16 protein-coding genes are annotated in these 25,729 nt (G+C 35.1%); 4 read left to right on the top strand and 12 right to left on the bottom strand.

The window, feature by feature from the left end:
* Window positions 1–130: 130 nt before the first annotated feature.
* The gene (locus ACP26N_RS01835) at window positions 131–4,315 is read left to right on the top strand and encodes an AAA domain-containing protein (protein WP_426354593.1); all 4,185 of its coding nucleotides are present in this window, start codon (window positions 131–133) and stop codon (window positions 4,313–4,315) included.
* Window positions 4,316–4,402: 87 nt separating this feature from the next.
* On the opposite strand, the gene ACP26N_RS01830 is transcribed toward ACP26N_RS01835, so the two are convergent.
* Genes ACP26N_RS01830 through ACP26N_RS01810 form a run of 5 tightly spaced genes read right to left on the bottom strand, consistent with a single transcriptional unit; the run spans window position 4,403 to window position 8,685 of the window.
* Entirely contained in the window at window positions 4,403–4,645 is a 243-nt protein-coding gene (locus ACP26N_RS01830) for a hypothetical protein (RefSeq protein WP_426354591.1), read from the bottom strand.
* A gap of 30 nt (window positions 4,646–4,675) precedes the next feature.
* Window positions 4,676–5,122 (bottom strand): hypothetical protein, encoded by a 447-nt coding sequence (locus ACP26N_RS01825; RefSeq protein WP_426354590.1) that lies wholly within the window; start codon window positions 5,120–5,122, stop codon window positions 4,676–4,678.
* Window position 5,123: 1 nt separating this feature from the next.
* A complete protein-coding gene (locus ACP26N_RS01820; RefSeq protein WP_426354588.1) occupies window positions 5,124–7,106 on the bottom strand; it encodes a hypothetical protein in 1,983 nt (660 codons plus the stop codon).
* A complete protein-coding gene (locus ACP26N_RS01815) occupies window positions 7,106–7,288 on the bottom strand; it encodes a hypothetical protein (protein ID WP_426354586.1) in 183 nt (60 codons plus the stop codon). The genes ACP26N_RS01820 and ACP26N_RS01815 overlap by 1 nt, the downstream gene beginning before the upstream one ends.
* Window positions 7,289–7,305: 17 nt before the next feature.
* Entirely contained in the window at window positions 7,306–8,685 is a 1,380-nt protein-coding gene (locus tag ACP26N_RS01810; protein WP_426354584.1) for a DEAD/DEAH box helicase family protein, read from the bottom strand.
* 136 nt (window positions 8,686–8,821) lie between these two features.
* Here ACP26N_RS01810 and dptF point away from each other — a divergent pair, with 136 nt between their 5' ends.
* The 3 genes from dptF to dptH are packed head-to-tail and all read left to right on the top strand — an operon-like array spanning window position 8,822 to window position 16,452.
* Complete coding sequence (gene dptF / locus ACP26N_RS01805) at window positions 8,822–11,095, top strand: DNA phosphorothioation-dependent restriction protein DptF (protein ID WP_426354583.1); 2,274 nt, start codon at window positions 8,822–8,824, stop codon at window positions 11,093–11,095.
* 1 nt (window position 11,096) lies between these two features.
* Window positions 11,097–12,470, top strand: coding sequence for a DNA phosphorothioation-dependent restriction protein DptG (gene dptG / locus ACP26N_RS01800; RefSeq protein ID WP_426354581.1), 1,374 nt, complete (start codon window positions 11,097–11,099; stop codon window positions 12,468–12,470).
* Entirely contained in the window at window positions 12,451–16,452 is a 4,002-nt protein-coding gene (gene dptH / locus ACP26N_RS01795; RefSeq protein ID WP_426354579.1) for a DNA phosphorothioation-dependent restriction protein DptH, read from the top strand. The genes dptG and dptH overlap by 20 nt, the downstream gene beginning before the upstream one ends.
* 35 nt (window positions 16,453–16,487) lie before the next feature.
* Here dptH and ACP26N_RS01790 read toward each other — a convergent pair whose 3' ends face one another.
* The 7 genes from ACP26N_RS01790 to dndD (ACP26N_RS01760) all read right to left on the bottom strand — a co-directional run bounded on the left by ACP26N_RS01790 (window position 16,488) and on the right by dndD (ACP26N_RS01760) (window position 25,512).
* Entirely contained in the window at window positions 16,488–17,609 is a 1,122-nt protein-coding gene (locus tag ACP26N_RS01790; protein WP_426354578.1) for a cysteine desulfurase family protein, read from the bottom strand.
* Between the two features lie 14 nt (window positions 17,610–17,623).
* Window positions 17,624–17,995, bottom strand: a complete 372-nt coding sequence (locus ACP26N_RS01785; RefSeq protein ID WP_426354577.1) for a DndE family protein — start codon at window positions 17,993–17,995, stop codon at window positions 17,624–17,626.
* Window positions 17,992–19,998 (bottom strand): DNA sulfur modification protein DndD, encoded by a 2,007-nt coding sequence (gene dndD, locus ACP26N_RS01780; protein ID WP_426354576.1) that lies wholly within the window; start codon window positions 19,996–19,998, stop codon window positions 17,992–17,994. The genes ACP26N_RS01785 and dndD (ACP26N_RS01780) overlap by 4 nt, the downstream gene beginning before the upstream one ends.
* Window positions 19,973–21,622 carry a DNA phosphorothioation system sulfurtransferase DndC gene (gene dndC / locus ACP26N_RS01775; protein WP_426354575.1) on the bottom strand — a complete coding sequence of 550 codons (1,650 nt, stop codon included), beginning with the start codon at window positions 21,620–21,622 and terminating at the stop codon, window positions 19,973–19,975. The genes dndD (ACP26N_RS01780) and dndC overlap by 26 nt, the downstream gene beginning before the upstream one ends.
* Window positions 21,623–22,726 (bottom strand): DNA sulfur modification protein DndB, encoded by a 1,104-nt coding sequence (gene dndB, locus ACP26N_RS01770; protein ID WP_426354574.1) that lies wholly within the window; start codon window positions 22,724–22,726, stop codon window positions 21,623–21,625. It abuts the gene before it with no gap.
* Between the two features lie 126 nt (window positions 22,727–22,852).
* Window positions 22,853–23,257 carry a hypothetical protein gene (locus ACP26N_RS01765; RefSeq protein ID WP_426354573.1) on the bottom strand — a complete coding sequence of 135 codons (405 nt, stop codon included), beginning with the start codon at window positions 23,255–23,257 and terminating at the stop codon, window positions 22,853–22,855.
* Window positions 23,257–25,512, bottom strand: coding sequence for a DNA sulfur modification protein DndD (gene dndD, locus ACP26N_RS01760; protein ID WP_426354572.1), 2,256 nt, complete (start codon window positions 25,510–25,512; stop codon window positions 23,257–23,259). Before dndD (ACP26N_RS01760) ends, ACP26N_RS01765 begins: the two co-directional genes overlap by 1 nt.
* Window positions 25,513–25,729 lie beyond the last annotated feature (217 nt).

Below are 25,729 nucleotides of genomic sequence, written 5' to 3'. Positions count from 1 at the left end.
CTATTCTCTTCATCCTGTTTCCTTGTATACTAATAGTGTCCTAAAAACTAGGAATTAAGCACTTCGTTTTTCAATAAACCACCTCTAATTTCCTAACTTTTAAATTTACATAATAAGGAGCTACCTAGCAATGAGCACTACCCGTTCAAAAGCAATCAACCTTTTTCAATTCATGGCTTCCGTCAAGAAGCTTGGTTTGAAAACACAACGAGATACCAAAACGTATACAACGATTTTAGATGAGACGACGATGAACTTTCCGAACGTCACTTCAACAAGCGATGAAAGTCAGCAAACCATCGTCGAAGTGAAGTTTCATCCTGCCTTCACGATGGATCGTCCTGCCCTCCCGAGTAAATTAAGCGAATGGACTGTGACGACCGGTGACGACGTTACGCCAAAGGCCTCTCTCCCAGAAGAATTAACATCAGTTTGGACAACCTACGAATTAGCTATTCGTGACTGGAAAGAGAAAAAACGTCAACATGAAAAGGCACAATCACTCTATGACTTGATGTACCGGATGTATCAGTTCCAAACGACTGATAATGATACCCATGAAATCGTTTGGTCCTTCGGTCAACTGCACTGGCCAACACAATCCATTCAACGACCACTGTTCATCCGTCCAGCTGTCATTGAGTTTGATACTGAAAAAAGTGTGTTCCGTATTGAAACGACACCAACACTTCCGAAACTTGAGTTAGATATGTTGAACTGGGACAGTGTCTGGATGAAAGCAGAGCTCTCGGAATACGAGCTCGATTTTAAGGAAGACCACGCCTTCGACTTTAACCCTTGGGACGAAATGCAACTCCAAGAACGAAGCGAACAAGTCCTTCGGCTGTTACATGCGGACCATGCTTATGCACAAGAAGCTGACGTTTACGTCATGCCAGGTGTCCGCCTTTATCGGCGTCCAAAATCCAATCACAGTTGGGTCGAAGAGCATGAACATCTTGCGGAAGCGATCGAGCAAGACTTACCGTTGTCACCTGCGCTCGAACAGTTCTTTACTTCAGATGATGCAGCAATTGCTTCCCTGGATCAACAAGACCGTACCGAGTGGCAGGCTGTCGGCGAAGAAATCTTATTCCCGCTTCCTTACAATGAAGAACAAAAACGAATTCTTCAGCAGTTAAGTAATAATGCAGGTGTCGTCGTTCAAGGGCCGCCGGGTACCGGAAAAAGCCACACGATTTCCAACTTGATTTCGCACCTTCTCGCTCACGGGAAACGAGTCCTTGTCACAAGTGAAAAAGAACATGCCTTAACGGTCCTTCGCGATAAATTGCCTGCTGAAATCCGTGAACTGGCGGTCTCTGTTTTAGGCGCTGATTCCAAGACGATTAAACAAACGGAAACATCTTTACATGGTATCTCAAGCTATTTGAATAAGACGTCAGCTGAAGAACTAGAAGAAAATGCCACAACGATTCGGAATCATCTCGAAACGATCCGTCGCGAAATTGCGTCGACGCGTCGGCTGATGCTTGATCAAGCCATTATCGAACACGACGGTCTGACGATTGGTCAAGAAACGAAGACGCCACTCGAGTGGGCAAAATGGATGAGTCAATCCACGATTTCGACACAGATTCCGACGCCGCTTTTGTCTGAAGAAGCACCGATGAGTGCTGTCGATATTCAGGAACTGTATGAATTGATGCAGGATCAAGAAGCACTTGCCGAACTCAAGATTCTCGGTCGCCGACCAACACGGACGGCGTTTGCGGAACCCCTGATCTTCGAAGAACTTGTCGCTGAAGTAACAGCACTCCGACTCATCAAACCGACTGCGTTACCAGTTGCATGGATGAAATCTGCGTCGGATGAGACCAAACATCAACTACTCGACTGGCTCCAGCAGTCCATTCGGCAATATACGAACCTTGAAGACTGGACACTTGCCTTATATCGTCATTGGCTGGCGCATCCTTCTGATTTCGATGAGCTCGAGCAAGATCGGTTGATGTTCGAACAGACACTTCTTGAGATCGAACAACTCGAGCGGACCGTTTCGTTGCATGATTTCGCTCTTCCGACAACGGATCAAGATGTATCTGTACTCGCAACGGAACTCTTGCCCCTGTTTGAAGCAAACAAGGTCGATGGGATGTTCTTTAAATGGACAAAACGAAAAAAATACACCCTTCTTTTAGATGAAGTGACGATTGACGGGAAGAAGATGGCGAGTGCCGCAGATGTTACGTTACTCTTGCAACAGTTGACGTATACGGAATCACTTCGGAAACTCGAGCGGACGTTTAAGCATCGTTTTGAACACCATTCAATTGAAATTCCGATTGATCCTTTAACGACGTACCGAAAAGCGCTCGATGTTTTCCGCCAACTTGACAGTATCATGCAACACTTTACGCAAGTCCTCCGTCCATTACACGCAAGTTATGAAAATCATGACTTCACGTATGAATCAGAGTGGCTTGGACTTCAAACGAATGCCCTAGAAGCACTCTTTGAACTGAAACTTCTAGACGAACTGCATGAGCAACAGCAAACCTGGTTATCTTTACTCGATGTAGCAGAACTCACCCATCCCATCACCATTCAGTTGCAGCAAGCGATTCGTGATTGGGATGTTACTCGCTATACAGTACTTTATGAAGAATTACGACTCCTCGAAACGAATGAGCACCGAGCAAGTCGTCTACAAACCCTCAGTAAGATCTTGGAACAGGCTGCCCCGAACTGGGTTACGGCATTACGAACGAACAGTGCTCCAACGTTTCATGCGCTTGAACTTCGTGATGCGTGGCACCTTGCCTACGTCAAGAGTCGACTTGAAGCTTTGAGTGATGCAGACGAACGCGAGCATCTCCATCGTCTTGAGCAAGAAGAAGGACAGACCGTCGCTCGTCTCTGTGCGACACTCGCTTGGAAAGAGCAGCTCAAACGGATGACGCCTTCGAAACAAGAACAGCTTAATAGTTGGGCGACCTTGATTCGAAAAGTCGGAAAAGGAACGGGTAAACATGCACCACGTTACCGGAAAGAAGCCGCCAAACAAATGATGCAGGCTCAAGACGCGATTCCCGTCTGGATTATGCCGGTCAACCGTGTCCTTGAATCGTTTAAGGCCGCGAGCGATCTTTTCGATGTCATCATCTTTGATGAAAGTTCGCAAAGTACGATGGATGCGATTTCGCTCCTGTCACGGGCTCGAAAAGCGATCATCGTCGGGGATGACCGACAGATAAGTCCAACGAGTTTCGATAACCGGGACAATGTCGAAGAAAAACGGAAAACCTATTTCGGAGATGACTCGACGATGACCTTGTTCGATGGAACAAGTAGTCTCTATTCCCTAGCCTCCGTCAAGTTCAGTACGAAAGTCGGCTTACGAGAACACTTCCGCTGTGTGCCGGAAATCATTGGCTTCAGCAATGCTCACGTCTACGACGGAACGATTGTCCCGCTCCGCTTGCCTCAACGTGCTGAACGACTAAATCCGGCCGTCAAAAATCATTTTGTTCGTGATGGATATGTCGACGAGACGACGATCGACAAAGTGAACTTACCGGAAGCACGTGCTATCGTCGCTGAACTGAAACGCATGATGCAAGATCCGCTTTATCAAAACCGGACGTTCGGGGTCGTTTCTTTACTCGGAAATGCCCAGGCCAATCAGATCGAACGGATTGCGACGGCCGAAATCGGGATCGAGACGTTGATGCAGCATCAAGTCCGCTTCGGGGATGCCTACACTTTCCAAGGAGACGAGCGTGACGTCATGCTACTCTCGATGGTCGTCGCTCCGAATAAGCGCTTCATGGCGATGACAAAAGAAACCGATAGCCAGCGCTTTAATGTTGCCGCGAGCCGGGCTCGTGATCAAATGACTCTGTTCCATTCGGTCTCATTAAGCGACATCGGCAACAGCAACTGCATGCGCTATAAGTTGCTCGGTTATTGTCAAAACCCACTCGGTGACCAAGCTTCCTTCGAGAGCGTCAAGCATCGCTTCGACTCACCATTTGAAGAAGCCGTCTACCGCCGCCTGGTCGCTCGCGGATACTTCGTCACGCCTCAAGTCCAAGTCAACGGCTACCGGATCGACCTTGTCGTCGAAGGGGAACACAACCGACTTGCTGTCGAATGTGATGGTGAACGTTGGCACGGACCAGATGCATATGAAGCAGACATGTTCCGACAAAAAGTCTTGGAGCGAGCGGGTTGGAACTTCTGGCGTGTCCGTGGTCGTCACTTCTATCAAGATGCTGATCGATCTATGGAATCGTTGTGGACAACGCTTGAGGAGATGGAGATAAAACCAGGTTTGATAAAATACGTCTGACAATTAAACTAAAACATAACAACACCTTTCTTCTGTAAGACTGACTTAAGTAATCAGTCGACTTTAGAAAGGTTTTGTTTTTTATCATTAATCAACAGATATATATAATCGAGCAGTTTTTATTTCACCTGTGATGTGATTTCTTTTCATTTCATTTAAAAATTCTTCAGCTTCTTGAATGCTTTCAAATCTTGTTGCATTTTCAAGAGTTCCATCTAAAATTTTCCCTTCAAAAATACTATCATCTACTACAAATAAACTTACTGATGAATCAAATGATGTTTGTATTACATAACATTGATCTAGTTCTTCCATACCTATATCAGACATCTTATTCTCCCTTTAGTTTTTATTTGGTCTTCAAAAATAGTCTACATGGATTTTTTTCGTAAGTGAGAGGTCCGAAAATTTTTCATACGACTCCTCATCTTTAAAGTTAAATAATAGTTCTATATATTGATCAATCGCGTTACTTCCACTATTTTTAACTAAAGTATCAAATAAATATGACACTCCACCTGCGGCGTAGTTCTCAATTTTTTGAATTTCTTCTTTTCCTATTTCAATCTCACCAAATTCGTTATATAAAATCGAATTTATCAGTAGTTCATCATCATTAGAAAAAACAGACTCATTAAAAGCTTCTGCATTTTTTCCTCTTTTGAAAGATATCATTACTCTCAATTCAATTCCGATTACTAGTCCTGCCATAAAAATATCTTTAAATGTACTAAAGAAACCAAATTCTCCTTCGCGATGTAACTCATCATATTCATATTGTTGCTCTAGATTGCGTGATAACCGCATATCAAATCTTCCCTTCCACTATCTGAGTAAATTCTAAATTATTATCCTCAATATAGCGTAATGTATACTCTTTACCGGCATGCTTATTAAGCTGACCCTCTACTTCACCATTCCACTGAGAAGTCGAAACGATCACAATAACCTGATCTGACAATTGATGAATACCTTCTGCCACTCGATTTCTATGATCGTCATCTAATGCTCCAAATGGTGAGTCCATTACTAATGGGTATACCGCCCTCATATTTGCACCTTTTATTTGAACATCACCATTTGGCTTTTCAGATTTTTTACGCTGCATATCGACAATAGCACCAATAAAGGCAAGACTAGTCAACTGTCCTTCACCTTGCGACATTCCTACTTCTTCATGACTATTATCTGTAACAATTAATTCATAATCATCAGTCATTGTTACATTATAATTTTTTCGTAAAAATTTCGAGAATACTTCCTTTATTTGAAGAGCTAAGCGCTTACGCACATCATCCTCTTGAAATTCTAAAAGACGGTTGATGACCCTCTCAAATTTAATTGTCGTATTTAAGCTGTTTTGAAGATTTAACTCTCTTAAGTTTTCTCTCTCTTTTTTTACAATTTGTTTTTCAAATAGATCTGCTTTTGTATTTAATTCTTCACGTTGTTTTTCGTAGTATATAATTAACGCTTTTTGTTCTTGAATTGAATTTTCAAGTTGAGTAAATTTATTTTGTAAATCTACTATTTTCGGATTTTTTTTTGATTCTTTATTGAAATTAAGTTCAGCAATTTCTTGTTGAACTGTCACGATATCTTTTAACTGCTGATTTCTTTGCTTTGAATAGGCACTGACTTGATCAAATATACTTTTTCTTTTTTCTTTTATATTACTCATTTGTTTATTCAGTACCTGAATACCATAATTTTGTGAATAAACAGCTGATTTTCTTAAGTGAATAAGATGATCTTTTTCATGTTCTGAAATCGGTCGACCGCAAATACAATATTTTTCTTTTTCTAATCTTTCTAATAACTCTTTATCAATATAAGACTCAATTCGATCATCATTCTCAGACTTTTCTTCAATTTTATTAATAAGCGGGAGCGCTAAAATAAGGTGACCATGATTACTTAGTAATTTTCCTAATTCATTTTCTATTAAAATTAGAGCTTTCTTTAATCGTTCAAGCTCTTTTTTCTTTAAATCGTATTCAATTTGTAATGCACCAATTTCCGCATCCGCTTGAAGCTTTTCATCGACCGCTTTAATCTCTTCTTGTAATGCTATAACGTTATCTCGAGTATCTGAAAGCTTTTTTCCTAGAATTTCTTTATCCTCGTGGAGAACATTTCTTTTATTTATTAGTTCTTCATATTCTCCACCATTTTTTTTAGCTAGCTCATCTTGAAAATTTCTTTTCACTGTTTGAAAATGTTTTTGTGCAGACATGAATAAATCAAGGCCCATCATTAATTTAATTGAATCTTTAATTTCAGTTTTAGATCTTTGTTTACCTAAGTTATCAATTCTTTCTCCATCAAAAAAGAAGAAAGAACTTAGTTTTTGCGGAATGATTTTATCGATTGTATCGGACACACTTTTTATTATTTCACTTTCCCCTAATTCGTTAATCTTCTTTAAAAGTACATCTGTCTTTTTTGATGAAATATATATACCATTATCAAACTTGTAACTTAAAAATCGTTCGATTTCAAACTGATGATTTCCATCTTCAAAATAGAGTTTTACTGAAGTCTTTATCTCAGCTAGTTCTTCCAAAGAAGATTCTCTAAGAAACCTTTTATTAATCACTTCATGAGGATTTGGTAAATTTAGTGGCTTACCGTATAGCACCCATAAAAAAGCGTTAATTAAAGCTGTTTTCCCTGACCCATTTTCACCATGAATAACGGTTACATTATTATCTTTCCCATTTGCAAAACTTATAGACTGTTGCCCATAATACTGCCGAAAATTGTTTAATATTAATTCCTTTATAATCATTAGCTGTACAATCCTTTCATAAGACGTGTGATCTCTTCAACAATTTCTTTACTCATTCCACTTTTAGTACTTTGAAAAGCATCTTCAAGATTTAATATCTTTGAAAACACTATTCTTTCTTCCCTTGTAAAACTCTCGAGTTCCTCCTCCAACACATCCTGTAAAGTTTTTGATTCTCTCATATACATTTCCTCTTCTCTTATAAATGTTGTAAATTATAAAGATTTTTTAATCCTAGTAACGATTGCGAAGCTTTAGGACCATTAATGGCAAGCGAAGCAAATTCTTGAACTCTCTTCAATTCCTTTTCTAGTAATCCTCGTTCAATATTAAAATCTGTATCTGACAACTGATTTGTATCTGAAATTTCCTGAGAAATAACAATAAAATCATGTAAAATAGCAAACTCTTTACCTTTTGCTTTTCTCAATACTCGTCCTCTTCGTTGGATAAATTCTTTTGGATTTGAGCTACTAGCTAAAATATAGGCAGTTCGAGTATTAGGAATATCAACGCCTTCGTCTAAGCATCTAATGGCAACTAATATTTCGATATCTCCATTATCAAATTGATTCAACAATTCACGTCTTTGCTTATTATCTTCTTGAGATGTATAACTGCTACTATAAATCCCTAATCGTTTACCCATCATTTGAATCAGTCGATCTACTTGTCGTTCTCCTTCTTTCTTTTGGTCACCACAATAAACTATAGTATGCCTTAATTCTCCTGCATCTTTTTGCTCTTTTAAAAGTTTTTCAAGCAACTCTTCCTTATTCTCAGCACTATTAACTAAACGAGCACGTTTAATTAAAAGTTGCTCTAAATATTCATTTTTATGATCATCGCCTTGTGCAGCAAACAATTTCGCGATTTTTTTACTCAATACCATGTACTCCTCGCGCTCATTTTCAGTTAACACTACAATATGTGGATGATAGTAATATGGCGTTAAATACCCCGCCTGAATAGCATCACTCAATTCATATTTAAAAATAGGTTCGCCTCCAAAATACGAAAAAATAGCTTCCGTTCCTTCATCATCGTTCCATCGACGGGGCGTCGCAGACAATGCGAGACGATATTTAAAATGATTTGGTAATGAATTAATTGATCTTGATGTTCCAATATTATGAGCCTCATCGACAATAATTAGACTCTGTGTTGAAAGTCTTTTTAGCTGGAGTTGAACATCTTTTGACATCTTTAGAGTCTGCATGGTGGTAATGAAACACAACACGTCTTGATTACCGATATTGTATTGAGTGATTTCACTACTAGTTAAATCAAACCATTGACTTCGATTTTGATAAATACGTATTGGTTGTAGACCAAATTCAATGGCGTTTTTCGCCCACTGATCCACTAAATCAATTAATGGACAAACTATAATAATTGCTAAGCGCTTTTTATTATTAAATAATCTATTAGCAGCTGATAGCGCTGTCAGCGTTTTTCCTGTACCAGTAGCCATTTCAAATAATCCTTTATAATTATTCTCTTCCCAACTCTTTATGGCTTGACTTTGATAGGGATGAAGATTTAACCATTTTGGAATTTCATAAGACTTAGGTTGCATAATTTTCTCAACTCCATCATCAGAAAGAAAATTTTTGTTATACTTTGATTGTAATCTTTTTAGCAAATAATTGTTATTTTTTCTATTGTTAGTCCCTGTAAATAATAAATTCATTTTTATATAAGGAGTAAGTAATATGAGTGAAAGTACTTTTGATTTTTTAAAAGAATACAATGAAGATGCATTTGCATTAGCACTTGATATGGAGAGACAGTATCACATTGACCCCGATGCAGCGTTAACATACTCACGTAAGTTTATTGAAGAACTTGCGAAGGATATGATGTGGAGAGATAAACTAACTAAAAGTACTATTTCTTTGATAGAAATGATTCGTTTAATTCAAGGCGCACATGTTCTTTCAAGTAAATCAATTGATGATTTACATTATGTAAGAAAACTTGGAAATAACGCTGCTCATAATTCTTCCACAGAGAGCAGTGTTCATTTGACTCGCGTTCATAAAGCAATGTTTGATATTGCAGTAGACTATGTGACTCGACACTTTGATGTACCTAATCTTCCTCACTATACTTTACCTACCATCCCTACTTTGGCATCACCTCAAATGGATGAGAAAAGTATAAAAGATATCTTGATGAAACTACTTGACGAAAATGGTTTGACTGTTGCACCTGTAGAACTTCCCAAAAATATTCCATCTCTTGTAGAAGCAAAACGTCCTGCTATTCGTTATTTAAATAATGATGTTCAAGATAATTACCTTTATACCTATATTTCTCGTTTACAAGAAACATCTAAAGATGCCGTAGAGAATGGTAATGATCCTTTAGGAGAACTCAGTGATTATTTGCACGTTGATCGTAAAATCCAATTAGAACTTGTTGAGAAATTAAAGAAAACTTCTGAAAAACAACTTATTTTACTATGTGGAAATGTAGGTGATGGTAAATCTCATTTATTAAGTTACGTTCAGAAAAAATATCCTGAGCTTCTTTCTGATTATACGATTTATAATGATGCTACAGAAAGTTTTGATCCCACCAAAACTGCTGTAGAAACACTATCAGAACGCCTTAATGATTTTTCTGATCAACGTTTACACGATAATGTAAATTCTTCGAAAATGATTCTTGCAATCAATATTGGAATGCTTGCTAAATTTCTTGATTATTCAAATGAAGACTCTGAATATACTTATTCATCACTCAAAAAATTTGTAGATCAAACGAATGTACTTAAACCAGGAAATACTTCAAACGTTCCCTCACAATCATTTACGTTATTTAATTTTTTAAGCTACCAACCTTACGAATTAACAGAGAACGGTCCAAAGTCAACTTTTTATTCAATATTACTTGAAAAAATTTGTTCTGATACTCCAAATAATCCTTTTTATGATGCCTATCGAATAGATCGAGAAAATAAAGTTGATACAATTTTGCATCGTAATTATGCATTACTAAGCCAAAAAAATATCCAAGATCAAATTGTACAAGTTTTAATTGAGCTGATTGTTAAACATCATGTTTTAATCTCAGTACGTAACTTTTTCAATCTAATTTCTGATTTATTAATACCAATTAATTGGAGTGAATTAAAGCACATAACTGTTAAGCCATTAAGCATGCTTAAATACGGTTTACCGGAACAATTATTCAATCGTCCAGAACGTTCCAGTTTACTAAATCAAATTGCTAAGCTTGATCCGTTGAGAACACGTCATCGTGAAATCGATAACCTCTTCCTTTCTCTTTATACCGGAGGAGAAGTTGATGAAATTATAGAGCACCTTGACGAAAATACTCAATCTTTTTATTCTCCAGATCAAGTAGACAATATACAAGAATGGACGGGTCAGCTCATTCGACTAATGGTCTTGAGCAATCCAGTATTCTCCAAAAAAATTATGGATTCGGTTTATCAAAATTATTTACAATTTCTCTACCAATATAACAAAGGCGATACGCGTCGTTTACAGCCCTTATATGAAATCAGTAGTTCCGCTTATTATAAGTGGTTTGGATCTCCAAAACCATTCTACGTTTATACAAAAAAAATCACTAAACGTCATCGTATTGCATTTAAAGCGGAAATCGAGGGGAATCCATCAAACATTAAATCTAGTACAGAAACCATTCTAAGTAAATTTAGTTCAATCATACTTTTAGACTTTAATAAAAAGGGTGATGAACGTAACCTTGCTAAACTAGAAATAGATTATCCACTATTTCAATTATTTATGGATATTCAAGATGGTTATCGTCCTACTAAAGATGACGATCATCGCTCAATTAAATTTCTAGAATTTGCTGAAAAAATTCACGAAATGTGTACATCTCCATCAGAAATAATGATTGTAACGGAAGATTCTAAACAAGCATATTTATTAAGTCAAGATCGATTTGGTACAAGAAGTTTTAAACATATGGGAACCGCGGAGGAATAATATGGAATTACTACGAGGTGTTATCGAGAAAAAAGTTATTATAGGAAAAAAAAGAGAATTTAAAGGTTTTCACCAAATTTTCCCTTTCAATACCAATGTTAATAAAGCGAAAACTGATGAAGTATTTAAAGAACATTGGATAAGTGAATTTGCATCTTTTTCTCGCTTAATAAGTGGATTTAAAGCTGAATATTGGGGTGAAAATCAAGGATTAGATTTTGAGCCTATTCTAAATGAAATGAATATTGAGGTTAGAGATCACGATGAATTTACTTCCTTATTAAAGGAGCTTTTAACCACTGGAGAAACAAAACAACAACTTCAACATCCAAGTATGTTACTTTATTTGGAAAGTACTGATATAAAAGGCCGAGTTTTCAAAATTTCAGATTATCTTTACGATTTGTGCAAAGAAAATACTGAACTTAAAGATTTATTTAAAATAAATGAACAAAATAATATTCTGCAAAATATTTTCTCTGAGTTAAAACCCACACTAGAACCGTCAGATAAAAAATCTTCTTCTTTTGATCATAAGTTACCTTGGATAGGTGATTTATTTGCAAATGATTTATTATTTTTAAGAAATCATCCTGATTTTTTTATAAAATACGCTGACTTGGTCGTCTATTACTATACCTTCTTTTTATTAAGTCAAAATGTCCTTAAACTCTCTTTGCTCGACCATGCTGATTATACAAAAAATAACGTTGAATCTCTCTACTTTACATTCGATTGGGAATCTAATGTTGCCAGTAGACGTGATGCTGTTCGAAAAGGATTTAAATATCTGGAGGAAATGTCTAATAAGTTATTTAGCACGCAGCTTACTTTGGCTCAATTAAGTTGTAATACAGAAAATATTGAGTCTCAAACGATGATGGACTTTCCAACTATCAAGTCACTATTTGATCAATTATCAAACCAAGATAAAGTGCATTGGCTTCAAGATATAGATAGGCAGACAAACTCCATCATTGAAAGTTCTAAACTCCAACATAAGATTAAAAAAAGTCAAACCTTTTCAGACTCAATCAAACAGTTAATTTATGCTATGGAAATTTCTTCTCATACTTCAGCTCAGCAACGATATGGAAGTGGTATTACTGAAGTAGCAAAAGTTCGTCTTGTCAAACAGCGTGGTAGAAATGGTAACGTATTATCAATTAATCAAGAGATTTTGACCATGTTTCTTGTAGTAATAATTCGTTCTTCAAAAATGCGCCTTCAAGATGTGTATATTGAACTCGAAAAACGTGGTATTTTCTTAGATCGATATAGTCGTATTGAGTTTGAAAATACTTTAGAAAAAATGAATTTACTTATAAAAATGAGTGATAGCGGGGAGGCACAATATGTCAAATCAATTTTATGATTATTTATCAATACATGTTAATAACTACTTTATTCAAAATCCGCCTAACAGTGGAGATAAATTTTTTATTCAATTTGACCATCAAGAGGAAGTCTCACAATTTTTAACATCTATAAAAAATAAAATATCTGTAGATTTCTTAAGTCCTTTTGAATATAAAAATGAAAATCAAAGTACTTTTCAATCTTATTCTATAAAGTATGGAAATGTAAATTTAATTTTGGCTGCCCAAGATTGTTCTGTTACAGCTGATTATTTAGTATCACTTAGAAATCTAGTTAGTCAGCAACGAGATCATTGGCAACATACAGCTCTTTTAATGTTACTTCCACAACAATTAGATAGTGTAGAGGGTGGAAGTCGTAATTTACAAAAACAAGGAATGCCGCTTCATGTAAGATCTCTTATCGATTCTTTAGAAAACGATGTAAAACATAAACTGTTGAACGAATCAGATCAAGCATTAATGTCTTATTACTTAACTCAATTTATAGAAGACCATGGCGATATTGGCAATGTAAACTTTATGGACTTTGAATCTATTCTTGATATTTTAGCAAAAGGAAAGGTTGTAACGGATGATTACGAAAAGTTAGGTTTTTTTAAAGATGACTTAACTCAATATGTTGGGACAGAAAATCTTAAAACACGACTTAAAGAAAACCAAGAGCTTTATCAAATTGTTCAAGACTATCATATCTATAATATAGAAAAAGCTATCGACCGAAAGTTTACTTTTGAGGGTCAAAAAAAATTAAAGGGGAGAGATTGGAAAGATCTTAGCTATTCTCAAGTTAATTCATACATCGAACAGTCAAAGAAAAAATTCGAGCTGATAAATTCATCAGCTAAACAGAATAATAAAAAATTGAGTCTCTGGGAACTACCTAAAAATAGTTCAGCCGCTGGTCGGAAACATCGCCATATAATTATTTTCAATCCAGAAGCTTTAGAACAAATTACTCTTACTTTAGAATTTAATATTGACGGGGATCATCAAATGCCTAAAAATGTAAAATCTTCTGGAGCTAGATCTAAAAATATCTCAGGTAAAGCAAGTGTATCTTACGAACATAGTGGCAAAAAATTAAAAATTCTTTTAAATGACCTAGAACATCAACCCTTACATGTTCATACTGAATACACTCATGTCGGTAGTTTAAAAAATAATTTCTATGTAACTATTCTTCCCTTTGACGAAGAATTAATTTCTAATTACAAAGCATCTTATTCTAATGGTTGGACAAATGATCGTCCTTATGTTTCTTTAGAAGATTCAGAAGGTCAAATACGTATTGGAAATCCTAATTTTTCACATCCTGAAGAACTTACTATAATGAGTTCTAAAGAAACGATTAAAGTGCATAAGGAAACGAACGCAGCATTCTCTTTCGATCCTGACTTAATGGATAGCAATCAAGTTTTAAAAGTAAATTTGCAAGTTGAAGAATTTAATCCGGTCGAATTATTAATTTCTGATTTGCCTAACAAACCTCATCCAATCAATGGTATTCGACTATGGCAAATGAAACGAGAGAAAGCATCATCTGTTATTGTTTCAGGGAAACGCCTAATCATTGGAAATGAACAATTTTATGACCATGCTGAATACCGTCAATTTATTCATTACGAAACTCGCTGGATTGAAGAAAGCATGTTCACTGGTATTATTCAAAATGGAGAACTTTTTTCTAGCGAAGATTACGATGTACAAAATCTTCCTTTACGAGAAGCATACAATCGATTTATTAATTATTTTAAAGGAAACAACAGAATTCACTTTTATGAAAAAATTGATGAAAATTATCTAAACGTAGCAATTCCTTATCTAAACGCCTACACTCATTTTGTTGAAAGTCTCAGCTCAGATACTAAATTAATGGAAGACGGACTGGGTGCCGATCGTCTAGGAACTATTTACTCAATTGATGAAAATCAAGTTTTCTTGACGCCCTTTCATCCATTAAATGTTGCCTATCAAATTGAACTCTATAAACAGCTAAAGAGTACACATATAAATTACTCTATTATTAATCGATTGCGACCTGATTCTCTTTTACCAATACTCAGTTATCAGCCTGACGGAAAAAATCAACAGTGGTATAAGCCTGAAAGTCAAAATGTAGCTCCTGAATGGATTATGTATAAACCAATTGATGAACTCGCTATTGTCGATGCAGAAAAATTTTTGGATAAAGTTATATTCGATAAAATGAATCAATTCATTAACCATTTTAACTTTTTATTTAATACCGAAACAAAAGCTCCTTTGAAGCTAAATGTTATCGAGCTATCGAGTGGAAAAACGATTTTAAAAGGCATCGTTTCCTGGATGTTCAAACAAATAGAAAAATTCGGTATCGATCGTTTGATACCTGTAGAAGTCCGTTTATATAATCAGCATTATGAACCCGGGCACAAAGACTTGGATGATTTTTCGCAGTATGATTTCTTCAATGATGTTGAACATCAATTTGATGATCTTCGGTCGTTAATGAAGAGAAGTAGTAAATATTTATTTGAGGACTTAATTCAAACTGTTCGTTCTCACTTAAAGTTTTACCGATTCAATCAAAGTAGTAAATTTGAATATTCACACATCAGTTTTTACAAAATGCGTGGAAAGGAAAGTATTTACCCAGATCGAGCAGATAATATGAAGACTGGAATGGCCTTAGGCGGTCTCTACTCTACTTTATCCGCCACAATTAATAAAACTTCTTATTTGAGTGGATTTGGAACAAAGTTGTATCCTATTGAAGAGCAAGAGACACTCGCAAAGGTCGCATTTGCAGTGAATGAATTTAATTTCAATATGCGTGATGCAGGAAATAATCCTTACTCAAAAGGAACTGTCGCAGTCTCCTCCATGAAAGTTTTACCAGATGATACTTTTAATGAAATTTATGAACAATCTCATTGGGTAACCTTTATTGAGCCTACAGTCGATTTAGGATACTTTCATGGAAACAAAAATGCAGATCAAGACTTACTTGTCATTCATTATAGCGACCAATACACTTCATCATTCCGTTACGATGCTATCACAGTTACCAATAAATCAGGTCAATATCAATCGATTGTAAAAGAGTTTTTTAAGGCGAATCCAATGATTCATCATGAACCTACTGATCAACACATTGTACAGGCTATTAAAGCCTTTAATACAATTAACGGTGAGTGGCTTCTTAAAATGATAAAAAAAGGAATTGAGAACCCTGAAAATCGTAATCAATTCAGTCGAGAAAAATTTAGTATTCTCTCAGCTGCTCGATATGCACTCGCCCTATTTGATCATCCATCCATTACATGGGTTCCTATTTCGCTTGAAGAGGTTCTTCGAGTTTCAGGTGCTGCTGGATTTACGCGTGATAGTATGTTCTCAGCCAAATCGCTAAATCAATCCGGTGCTCATTCTGACGATTTACTTCTAATTGGTCTTGAAGAATCTATATGTGGACTTAAGCTTCATTTTTTACCAGTTGAAGTGAAAATTGGTATTAACAATGACAGTGTGATCAAAAAAGCGATTGAGCAAATTCAGCATACAAAAGATTTATTCCGTACTAACCTTTATAATCGTGCCGATGATACTTTTGAAAATGATTATTATCGTCTCTTTTTTGCGCAACTCTTTTTGACAAATGCCAAAAAGATTCATGAAAGTGATCTTTGGCCAGAACGAGATAATTATGATTTTGAAAAACATCGTCAACCAGTCATTACGTCGTTGCTCAAAGGAGACTTTAAAATTGATGATTCACTTGAATCACATCTTGGAGACGGAATTATCATTTCCTTTAAACAAGATGTTCCTAATGCTTCTCTCGTTAAAGGTGAAGACTATACACTGGTTCATTTACCAGAAGCCTTTGGAATTAGAGGTATTCTTCAACCGATTCAGCAAATCAAAGAGCAAATCGATAAAATTACAAGTGATATAAAAAAAGAGGACTTACTCGAATCTCTTCATACTCTTTAACAAAAATCAGCATCGGATAAACCGATGCTGATTTTTTATAACTCTAAAAAGACATCTAACTCTTTTTCTGATTGATACGGAGAAAGCGAGAAACGAATAGTTGAACGCAATTGTTCCATAGAACATCCAATTTCTTGAAGTACGTGACTTGGCTTACTTGAACTACATGCAGATCCAGTTGAAACCGCCATAACTGGTGCAAGTTCTTTACAAAGGATCTCATTGTTTAAACCTTTGAATTGAACGCTTAAAATTCCAGGGATTTTATTTTTTTCATCGTTATTAAAATGGATGACATCACCAAATTGTTGAATTAATAAGCTTCTGAGTCTACCTTCAAGTCTTGATAATTGCTGGAGATTTTCATCTAATCTTGAATAAGCTATTTCTGCTGCCTTTCCCATTCCTACAATTAATGGAACTGCATGCGTTCCACTACGATAACCATTCTCCTGGGCACCTCCATGTAAAAGAGGAGTTATCTTCAAAGACAAACCCATGTCGTCTTTCCGAACGATTGCTGCACCAATTCCTTTAGGTCCATAAAATTTATGTGCTGATACTGATAGTAGCTGCACGTATGGTAATTCATCTAAATTAACTCTCACTTTTCCAATTACTTGAGTAGCATCTGTATGAAAAAAAGAGCCATGTTGATTTGCGAGTTCAGATGCCTCTTTAATCGGATTTAATGAACCTAGTTCATTATTACCCCATAAAAGTGTTACAAGTACGGTTGGCTTTTCTAGTAGAGCTTCTTTTAAATCCTTCAAATCAATTCTTCCGAATGAATCTACTGAAAGATATACGACATCGAATCCTTGAGTCTCAAGATATCGAAGTGTTTCTAGTACAGACGGATGTTCTACAGTACTCGATATAATTCGATTACCGCGATTAGAGTGCGACATTGCAATTCCTTTTAATAAAAAGTTGTTACTCTCGGTTGCTCCGCTTGTAAAAATCACTTCATCAGCTTTACTATTTACTAGTTCTGCCACAGCTTGTCTAGCTCGATCTACCGCTAATTTTGCATCAACAGCTTGAGAGTAATATTTACTAGAAGGGTTACCAAAGACATCTGTCCAATAAGGTAGCATCGCATCCACCACTTCTTGATGCGTTGGTGTTGTTGCACTGTTGTCTAAATACAGCATGCTATTCTCCTTCTTTACTCGATTTCTAAAATCTTCATCCAAAACTTTTGAGGATTCCCTGAATATTGATAGATTTTAAACAGTTCATCGGCTCCACGATCAATATGAGCGTTAAAAAGATCGGGAAAATAGTTCTCCTCTTCAATTGCTTGATTTGCATGTTGTAGAATCATAGCTTTATATGAAAAATCATGTTCTCCAGTCAGTGTAGCTCTAGAAATTTCAAAATTTGAAATTTCCTTTGTATTCACTTGTGGCACTTGTTCATTTTTTAATGAAAGTGCAACAGCTATTCTAGCCAGCACGTTAGGAGTGATACTTGTACTTGCTTGTAACTGTTGAAATATTTCTAGTGTAGCTTTGGATAATTTCAAACGATGATTCATGATATTTTCTCCGTTTCATTAAAGCGGAAGTAGCTTGGTACTACCTTAATTGAGCGATCTGTTGTATCAAAATTTAAACTGTATTCTCTATTAATGACAGGCTTCAATAATTTATAGTTTGCTTCTGTCACTTCAGAATCTGTTGATAGAATCAATACTTGCTCGCCAAATGAAGGTATAAGTTCAGTCAAAAGATTTTCACGATGCTCTACATCTAAACGACCTAAAAGTGTATCAAAAATAAAGGGTAATTTATTTCCAGATACATCGAATACTGCCCAGACAAGTGACATGAGTAACAATTGTTTTTCTCCTGCCGACAATGTAGATTGAGGAATCCGTTTTTGATCCTGAGAATATAAAGTGACATCATACGTATCCGAATTAATTACAAGACGATTTAAATAACCTCTTTTCCGGAAGAGACGATTAATCATTTTTAATGCTTGTTTTTCAATTAATTGAATACCTTTTTGTTGCTGTTGATTTTGAAATTCTAAAAGAAGTGCTCGCATTGCTGTAGCATTATGCATAACACTACTTGATTGATTAGCTTCTCTATCAATTTCTTCACTCATTTGATTATATTCTTCCTGTAACTTGATACGTCCTTCTTGAACAACATCCCACTGTTTAGTCGTAACCTTCAGTTCTTGATTTTTTTCAGCATATTGCTCTTGCAAATGCTCAAGGACAGACAACATATCCATAAAGTCTTCAACGCTATCACTTTGAACTGTAAGTTTTTGCTTTATTAATTTTATTTTTTCATCCATCTGTTGTTGATCACTTATTTTTTTTCGATAATAAGAAAACTCGACATTTTTAATTCCTTCAAATACAGATTCAATTTGAGCTTTTTCACCAAAGGATGCACGATGAATAATTGATTGGCTTTTTGGCTGAATTGCAGTTAGGGAGTCCCTAAGTGCTTCTTCCAATTGTTTTGAATTAGTTGAAGTTCGATGTGATAACTCACTAGCTAATTCTTCAAGCATTTCTCTTTTTACATCATCAATACTTTCAATCAACTTCTCTTCTTTTAACTGTCCTCTTACCGTTTCGATTAAATTGCGATTCATCAAAAAAGGTAAATTACCATTAATAAGTTCTTGCACACTCATTTTATTCTCTTTTTTCTCACGTTCTAATTCGTTTAACTCGCTTTTCAACTGGTCTTCTTCTTCTTTTAGAAGACCACCAAATGATTTTAGTTCATTTTTCTGAGAAGCCATAGTCAAGCTGATTTCTTCTAAATTATTAGACAACGTATCATATTGTTTTTGCAATCTGCTATCTTCTTGGAGTAAATTATTTAAGTCTAATTTCAATTTCTCAAATTTATTTTGCTTGTTTGGGTCAACTGCATTTTTAGTTTCATCGTTAATTACACGATTAATTGTATCTTCCAATAGAAAAGGTACTTCCAACTTTAAAGCACTTTTAATCAGTCTTTCTAAGTGATTAGATAACTCATCTTGTTGAATGATTCTGTTGATTTCTTCTCCATCAAATAGGCATACATCATAAAGATATGGAGGAAGCGATTCACAGAAACGATTAAAGATTAAGTCCCTTTTCTCATCACTAACCGGAAGACTTGCACCATCCTTATAAATTGAAAAAAACTCTCTTCCACCTGTTTCTGTAAAGTTCCACTCTCTCACAAATCGAATTTCTTCTCTGACAGAAGATTCTACCTGTTCAAAAGTTAAATCGATTTTAAACCAAGGTATTGATATCTTTAGGCCTTCTATTTTTTCTAGTTCGTCATGATTCATCAAACTTTTAATTCTTTTAAAATATGTTGATGAAGCGGTCTTCATATCATAGGCAAGTGGTCCAAATAGTCCTAACTTCATTGCAGATAAAAATGTTGTTTTACCTGCACCATTTTTCCCACCAATCAATGTCACATTTTGCTTACTACGTTTACTTGAAAAATCAAAAGTTTGTTGTTTATAAGCACCGATATTCTTAAGCGTCAATGACTTTAGTTTCATGTTCTGTCTCTCCTTCATGATACAACTGAAGGTAATCCTGCTTGAGCAAAGATGTCACTTCTTTTTGGAATCCACGTTTTACTTTTAAACTTACGTACTCATTTCCAACATGGAATAATTTTTTTACAGTGTTTAAATCAAGTTGATGTTTTTGAACCAATAACTCTAAATCTGACATTTGATCTGCAGTCATCAATGGTCGATCATCATGCTCCCAATCTAGTTCTGTACCGAATACTTCCAAATAAATTTGCGGAAGTGAATCCTTCCAATCACCTTCACGTAACCACATTCTTCTAATCATACGAAGCTCTTCTTCTTGAATAAGTGGAATATCATGTGTTGTTGGTGCATTTAAGTCACGTTGTACTTCTAATAGTTCTTTTAATAACATTTGTCGCGCTTCAAGTGTAAAAGGTCCTAATCCAAGTTGTGAATACGTAACATTTCCTTCAAGATCCGTTTGACGAATAAAAAAGTCTCGATGTTTTTCTGGCCGACTTAAGTCAATTTGATTATTTACAATATATGAATTTAAGTTATATTCGTCGACAACTTCAGCAGTTTCAATATCAGTTGATTCTACATATTCCGTAGAATAAAGTTTTGCTTGTCTACCACCTTTTTTCTTAATCGAAAGGTATGTGATTCCATCTTTTTCGTAATCTTCAATACTAATTAGATAGAATTTACCGTTCATCCGACGATGCATTCTTAAATTACGATCATCCCGCACATGAACTAAGCGATTTCTATATTTCAATAAAGGGGTCATCCATTCTTCTCCACTATTAATAAATCCAGTAAGTGACTTATCTTCAGATACTACTGGACAAACCCAACATCCAAACCGACTGTTTCCACATGATCCAGCACTTTCTTTAATAGATTGATCGACCACTAACGGGCACTCACCACTAGAGTTCAAGTACATTTCTTGCAATTTTGCATTGTCCTCTCCCCACGGTGATGGATTTGATAAGAGGTAACCCCACACATCATCTAAACCGAAGTCCTTTATAGGAGCAAAAACAAAAGCATTATTTAGTGTTGTATGTTTTAACAATTCTGTGCCTTCGATTTCATGTTCTTTAATTGAGTTTCCTCGACTCTGACTTTCTTTAGAGCGCACACCTAAAACCATAATAACTTCGCCAAAACGATTTACTTTATCTTTAATGAAGCGATCTGCAGGATCAATTTTTAAGCGATCTGTACACCATCTGAATGTTTGATTCGGTGTTGGATATCCTCGACCAATAATGTTTGACCAAAATGTTTTCTCTGTTAATGGTTTTACTTTTTGTGTTTCTAACGGTAAACCTACTCTGAGTGCAGTATCTTGCATACGTTGTAAAGAACCATTAATCATTGCTGCGACAAGTGGATTCTCTACCATCGTATCTGAGGAAATAACATAGACTTTTTTGTGCCACTGCTCTGGCGCCATTTCTAACAATGCTTCAAAGATGAGTTGCACTGTTAATGTCGAGTCTTTTCCTCCACTGTAACCAATAACCCATGGTCGCTCATCTTGTTCATATACGCGCTTAATTAATTCTTTAGATTCTCTTGCTAAAGGGTTGTCTTCTTTTTTTGCTAGTTGATTACTAATAATCCCCATTCAACTCAACTTCCTCTCTACAGAAAATTCTTGCTCCATCGACTTTTCTTTATCATTTAATTCAATATTTAAAAGTTGTTTGATTCGAATTGATGTCAGAGCGATTGTTCGACGATTTTTTATGATTCTTCCCGAATCGTCATAAGCTCTTCCTTTCCAGTCTTTTTCATTCATCCGGCTCCAATCGATCCCAGCTAATTCTTTAATTCCTAATAACCACGAATCCGGTCTTTGAGCAATTAATGTTCTTCCTACTTCCGCTACGGCTTCAATAAATAAACCTTGTGCCGTAATCGACTGTAGTCTTAATGTCCTTGGAGAAATGCTTCTTTTGAGTACTTCTTCCCATTCCGGAATAGTCTCACATAACGTACTCCAAAACAAATTAATGACCTCAACATCTTGTTCAGTAATGGGTTCACCTTTTGATTTTTCAATCAGTCGTAAATTTGCATTATAGATGTGGTTGATCGAGAGTAATTTGGGTGAATTTTTTGAAAGTGAAGTTCTTTCTTTCTCTGTATATCTAGCCAAAAGTGGAATCTCATTTAACAAGTTTTTAGTTACCATAGATAATTGATCACGATGATCATACAGTATACCAATAGACGATGTAGTATTGACGGCATGGCGATTCAAGTCTGAGAATATTTGTTGTGATCGCTTCAAACCAGCGTCTTGGAAAAACACAACTGATATTGTTTCATTTCCAAGTTCAGGTGCAAGTTTCAATGCTTCTTCAATCGCTGCTCTTCGATGCTGTCCATCGTTTATTAAAAATCTTGACTCTAATGAAATAGAAAGTTGACCAAGGTTTTGGTAATTAGGATGATCATTGAATGGTTCAAAATTCATTTCACCATCTACTGATGCTGTTAAAGAAGAAAACACATAGTCCTCTGGATGATGAACAATATATTCTGTTATTTCTGGAATTCGTCCTTTATTAATAATTCGCTGAGCACGATATTCAACAGGTACTTCTTCCTCATCAAACAAAAAGATTTTAGGGATTAGTTTTAGTGGGCACATTACTACAAAATATTCTTTATTTGCTTGATAACCTTTTAAAGCTGGAAAATTATAATTAAATGTAGCATTCATGTCGTATATAATCTCCTCTCATTACGTACGTAACTTTGATACAAGTATAAAAAAATAAAGGTTAATATTCAAGTGAATATAACCTTTATTTGTATTTTCTTTAATCAATATTTATTCTAAAGCTGTTTAGTTTAAAATCTTTATTTTAAAATCTTCTAAATCTCCACTGTTATGATGATTTTCCCATATGAGATATAACGATTCGATTCCGTGTTCTATAAACATTCTCATATGCTTTTTAATTTCAGAATCTGATAAAGAAGTTCCTGCTTCATTAATGATTAAATGTTTAAAGATCATAAAATCGTCGCCTGAAATTATTGATCCCATTTCCCAATCACTACTTGCACATCCAGAAGGGAATTCTTTATATAGCCCTCTACTGTTAGCGATGCCTGTAGAAAGCCCTAATTTTACAACGAATGGTCGAACATCTTTTGAGCTTTCATCAAAAGAGTCCGCGAACTCTCCCATTAAATCATCGATCCTTACTTTAGTTAATTTTGATAACTTTATTCCCTTAGAATCCATCACGATACTCCTTTCGTAAATTCAAAGTATCCTTCACGGATTACCGTGTACTTCTCTTGCTCGTTATAATCCAGCATAAGTTGTTTCGCTGTATTTTTCTCCATCAATTCCATATATTCTTTTGTGATTTCTGTATCTGTCGATAAAATAACAACTTGTTTACTTAATTTTCTATAAAAATGTGTTATCAAATTATTTCGGTGGTGACTATCCAATCTCCCTAACGGTGTATCAATTACTACAGGTAAATCTAAATCAGAAGCTTTTGTCATTGCCCATATAAATGCTGAAGAAATAATTTGTTTTTCACCTGCAGAACGCTCTTCAATCGGAATTTCGGTTCCTACTTCGTTTTTAATTCTGATACACATACTTTTCTCATCAAAATAAGCATTTCCAAATTCATTTTGCTTTCTAAATAAGGCAGATAACATTTCTTTGAATTCAAAACTAATCAGAGCGACTTTCCAATTTAATACTTGTTCTGTGTAATGATTAACTGCTTTTTGAATTTTTTTCGAAAACTCATATTTTTGCTGTAAGTCAGAGTCTGTTTCTGCATTTTCTCCAAGACGTCTTAATTCATTCACTAATTTTGTAAGTTCTTCTTTGATTTGATTTACTTTATTTCTTCTAACACGTCGAGTTTTTTCTTTATCACCTACATCTCGGTTCAAAACTTCAATTTCACGTTCTATCTCAGAGACATCGATCGCGGAGGGTGCTAAGCTAACTCTACGATTTAGATTTTTTAAGTCATTTTCGTATTTAGAAATACTTCGAATCAAATTCTTGATTTGATCGCCTTTTGCATTAGAAGCTAAGTTAGACAACATTCTTTTCGTGTCATTTGTAACATCATGAAGAATCTCGATCTCATCAACTTTTGAAATATTATGGTCTTCCATCCAAATTAGTTTACCTAATTCTTGAATTTGAATCAGTTGTTCTTTAGTCAAGGCAGGTGTCAAAGGTTTTGATAATAATTGCTTCATGAACTCATCATATGGTTGTAACGCTGCTGTTGAACGAATTAATTTTTCTTGTGAGAGCTGTTCTTCGTTCATTCGCTTAGATAACAAATATATTTTGTCCTTTAAGATCGTTGGAATAATATTTTTTTTATAGAGAATATTTAAGTTGTTTTTTTCATTTTTTAATCTTTCTTCTAACTGACTCACTTCTTTTACAATCACATCACGCGTATCTCTATTTTTCATTAAAATATCAGTTTTTTGTTTACGTAATTCAGATAGTTTTTTATTACGTCCACTTAAATATATATCTACTTTATTTAACTTGGTTTCTGCTTCTTCTAATTCTTCTATTAATGTTTTGATTACTTTGTTAATCCGATTCACTTTTGCGGCATCTGCCATTTGTGCAAGTGATCGTTCGTAATCTTTTACGATCGAATCAATGTCACCCTTAAGGTTGTCATAAAACATTAATCCAATCATTCGATTAATAGCATCTTTGAATTTAGTCGAATTTCTAGAAGCAACAAGTGTGCTGATTTCTTCTCCGTCGAATATAAAATAAGGTGATGATTCTAAAGGAAGCCATCCATCAATCAATCGATTGAAAGTATCCATGTTTTGCTTAGTGATGATGTTATTACTAACGGGTCTAACCGAACCATTTCTTTTCTTAATTAAAGTTCTTGTCTCACTAATCATTCTTTTGGCGTTGTCATATTGCCATGTTAACTTTATTGTATGGGTATAGTCGTTATCAACAGAGAGTGTTAACTCCGCACTTGATTCGCGACCGCCTTCAGAAAAAAACCGATTGTTGATTGTATTAGCAAATTGTTCCTTATACTCAAGATCAGTCATATTTCTTTTTCCATACAATAGAACGCGCAGTGCTTTTAAAATAGTGGTTTTACCGGCACCGTTCATTCCACCTACTAAAATAATATTTTCTTCTGATTGTGTAGGCATTTTAAAGTTCAAGGTTTGTTTTCCGTAATATGTTTTATAGTTATTTAATTTTAATTCTATAAAATCAACAGCTTGTACTTGTAATTTTAATGCAGAATCATCTGTTAAAATTTTTTTCTCTTTTGAATATAAGATAATCTCTTCTCTTATTCGTTTTCTTCTTTTTGCGTCAGAGCCTTTTTCAGAGTAGTGATCAATTTTTGCACTTTGTAATATTTTATATAGCGTATTTGGAAAAATATTATTAGTGAGAGCCGCTTCTTTCAAAATATCGACTTCAGTTTTATTTCTCAATGAATCGTCATACATTATTACTAACCTCCGTTACATTCACAAAATACTTTTTAAAAAATGAATACACAACTTTAAAATTAAAGCAGGTATTTTAGAAAATTTTATATTTTAATTTTATCATGTGTTTTTAATTGTTAATAGGTACCTTGTATTTCCTGAAATTATAAGTTTGAAATAATGTGGAATATCAATTAAGTTTAGTGAATACACACTTAATTGATATTACTTTATC

The sequence above is a fragment of the Exiguobacterium sp. R-39 genome, assembly GCF_049942815.1.
In the GTDB taxonomy this organism is placed as follows: Bacteria; Bacillota; Bacilli; order Exiguobacteriales; family Exiguobacteriaceae; genus Exiguobacterium_A.
The sequence above is the reverse complement of the archived record's forward strand: the minus strand, read 5'-3'. Positions and strand labels throughout refer to the sequence as shown.

What these genes read in the sequence shown, in the direction of transcription:
- ACP26N_RS01835 (WP_426354593.1), top strand. Translation starts at nt 131, where the DNA reads ATGAGCACTACCCGTTCAAAAGCAATCAACCTTTTTCAATTCATGGCT.
- ACP26N_RS01830 (WP_426354591.1), bottom strand. Translation starts at nt 4,645, where the DNA reads ATGTCTGATATAGGTATGGAAGAACTAGATCAATGTTATGTAATACAA.
- ACP26N_RS01825 (WP_426354590.1), bottom strand. Translation starts at nt 5,122, where the DNA reads ATGCGGTTATCACGCAATCTAGAGCAACAATATGAATATGATGAGTTA.
- ACP26N_RS01820 (WP_426354588.1), bottom strand. Translation starts at nt 7,106, where the DNA reads ATGATTATAAAGGAATTAATATTAAACAATTTTCGGCAGTATTATGGG.
- ACP26N_RS01815 (WP_426354586.1), bottom strand. Translation starts at nt 7,288, where the DNA reads ATGAGAGAATCAAAAACTTTACAGGATGTGTTGGAGGAGGAACTCGAG.
- ACP26N_RS01810 (WP_426354584.1), bottom strand. Translation starts at nt 8,685, where the DNA reads ATGCAACCTAAGTCTTATGAAATTCCAAAATGGTTAAATCTTCATCCC.
- dptF (WP_426354583.1), top strand. Translation starts at nt 8,822, where the DNA reads ATGAGTGAAAGTACTTTTGATTTTTTAAAAGAATACAATGAAGATGCA.
- dptG (WP_426354581.1), top strand. Translation starts at nt 11,097, where the DNA reads ATGGAATTACTACGAGGTGTTATCGAGAAAAAAGTTATTATAGGAAAA.
- dptH (WP_426354579.1), top strand. Translation starts at nt 12,451, where the DNA reads ATGTCAAATCAATTTTATGATTATTTATCAATACATGTTAATAACTAC.
- ACP26N_RS01790 (WP_426354578.1), bottom strand. Translation starts at nt 17,609, where the DNA reads ATGCTGTATTTAGACAACAGTGCAACAACACCAACGCATCAAGAAGTG.
- ACP26N_RS01785 (WP_426354577.1), bottom strand. Translation starts at nt 17,995, where the DNA reads ATGAATCATCGTTTGAAATTATCCAAAGCTACACTAGAAATATTTCAA.
- dndD (WP_426354576.1), bottom strand. Translation starts at nt 19,998, where the DNA reads ATGAAACTAAAGTCATTGACGCTTAAGAATATCGGTGCTTATAAACAA.
- dndC (WP_426354575.1), bottom strand. Translation starts at nt 21,622, where the DNA reads ATGGGGATTATTAGTAATCAACTAGCAAAAAAAGAAGACAACCCTTTA.
- dndB (WP_426354574.1), bottom strand. Translation starts at nt 22,726, where the DNA reads ATGAATGCTACATTTAATTATAATTTTCCAGCTTTAAAAGGTTATCAA.
- ACP26N_RS01765 (WP_426354573.1), bottom strand. Translation starts at nt 23,257, where the DNA reads ATGGATTCTAAGGGAATAAAGTTATCAAAATTAACTAAAGTAAGGATC.
- dndD (WP_426354572.1), bottom strand. Translation starts at nt 25,512, where the DNA reads ATGTATGACGATTCATTGAGAAATAAAACTGAAGTCGATATTTTGAAA.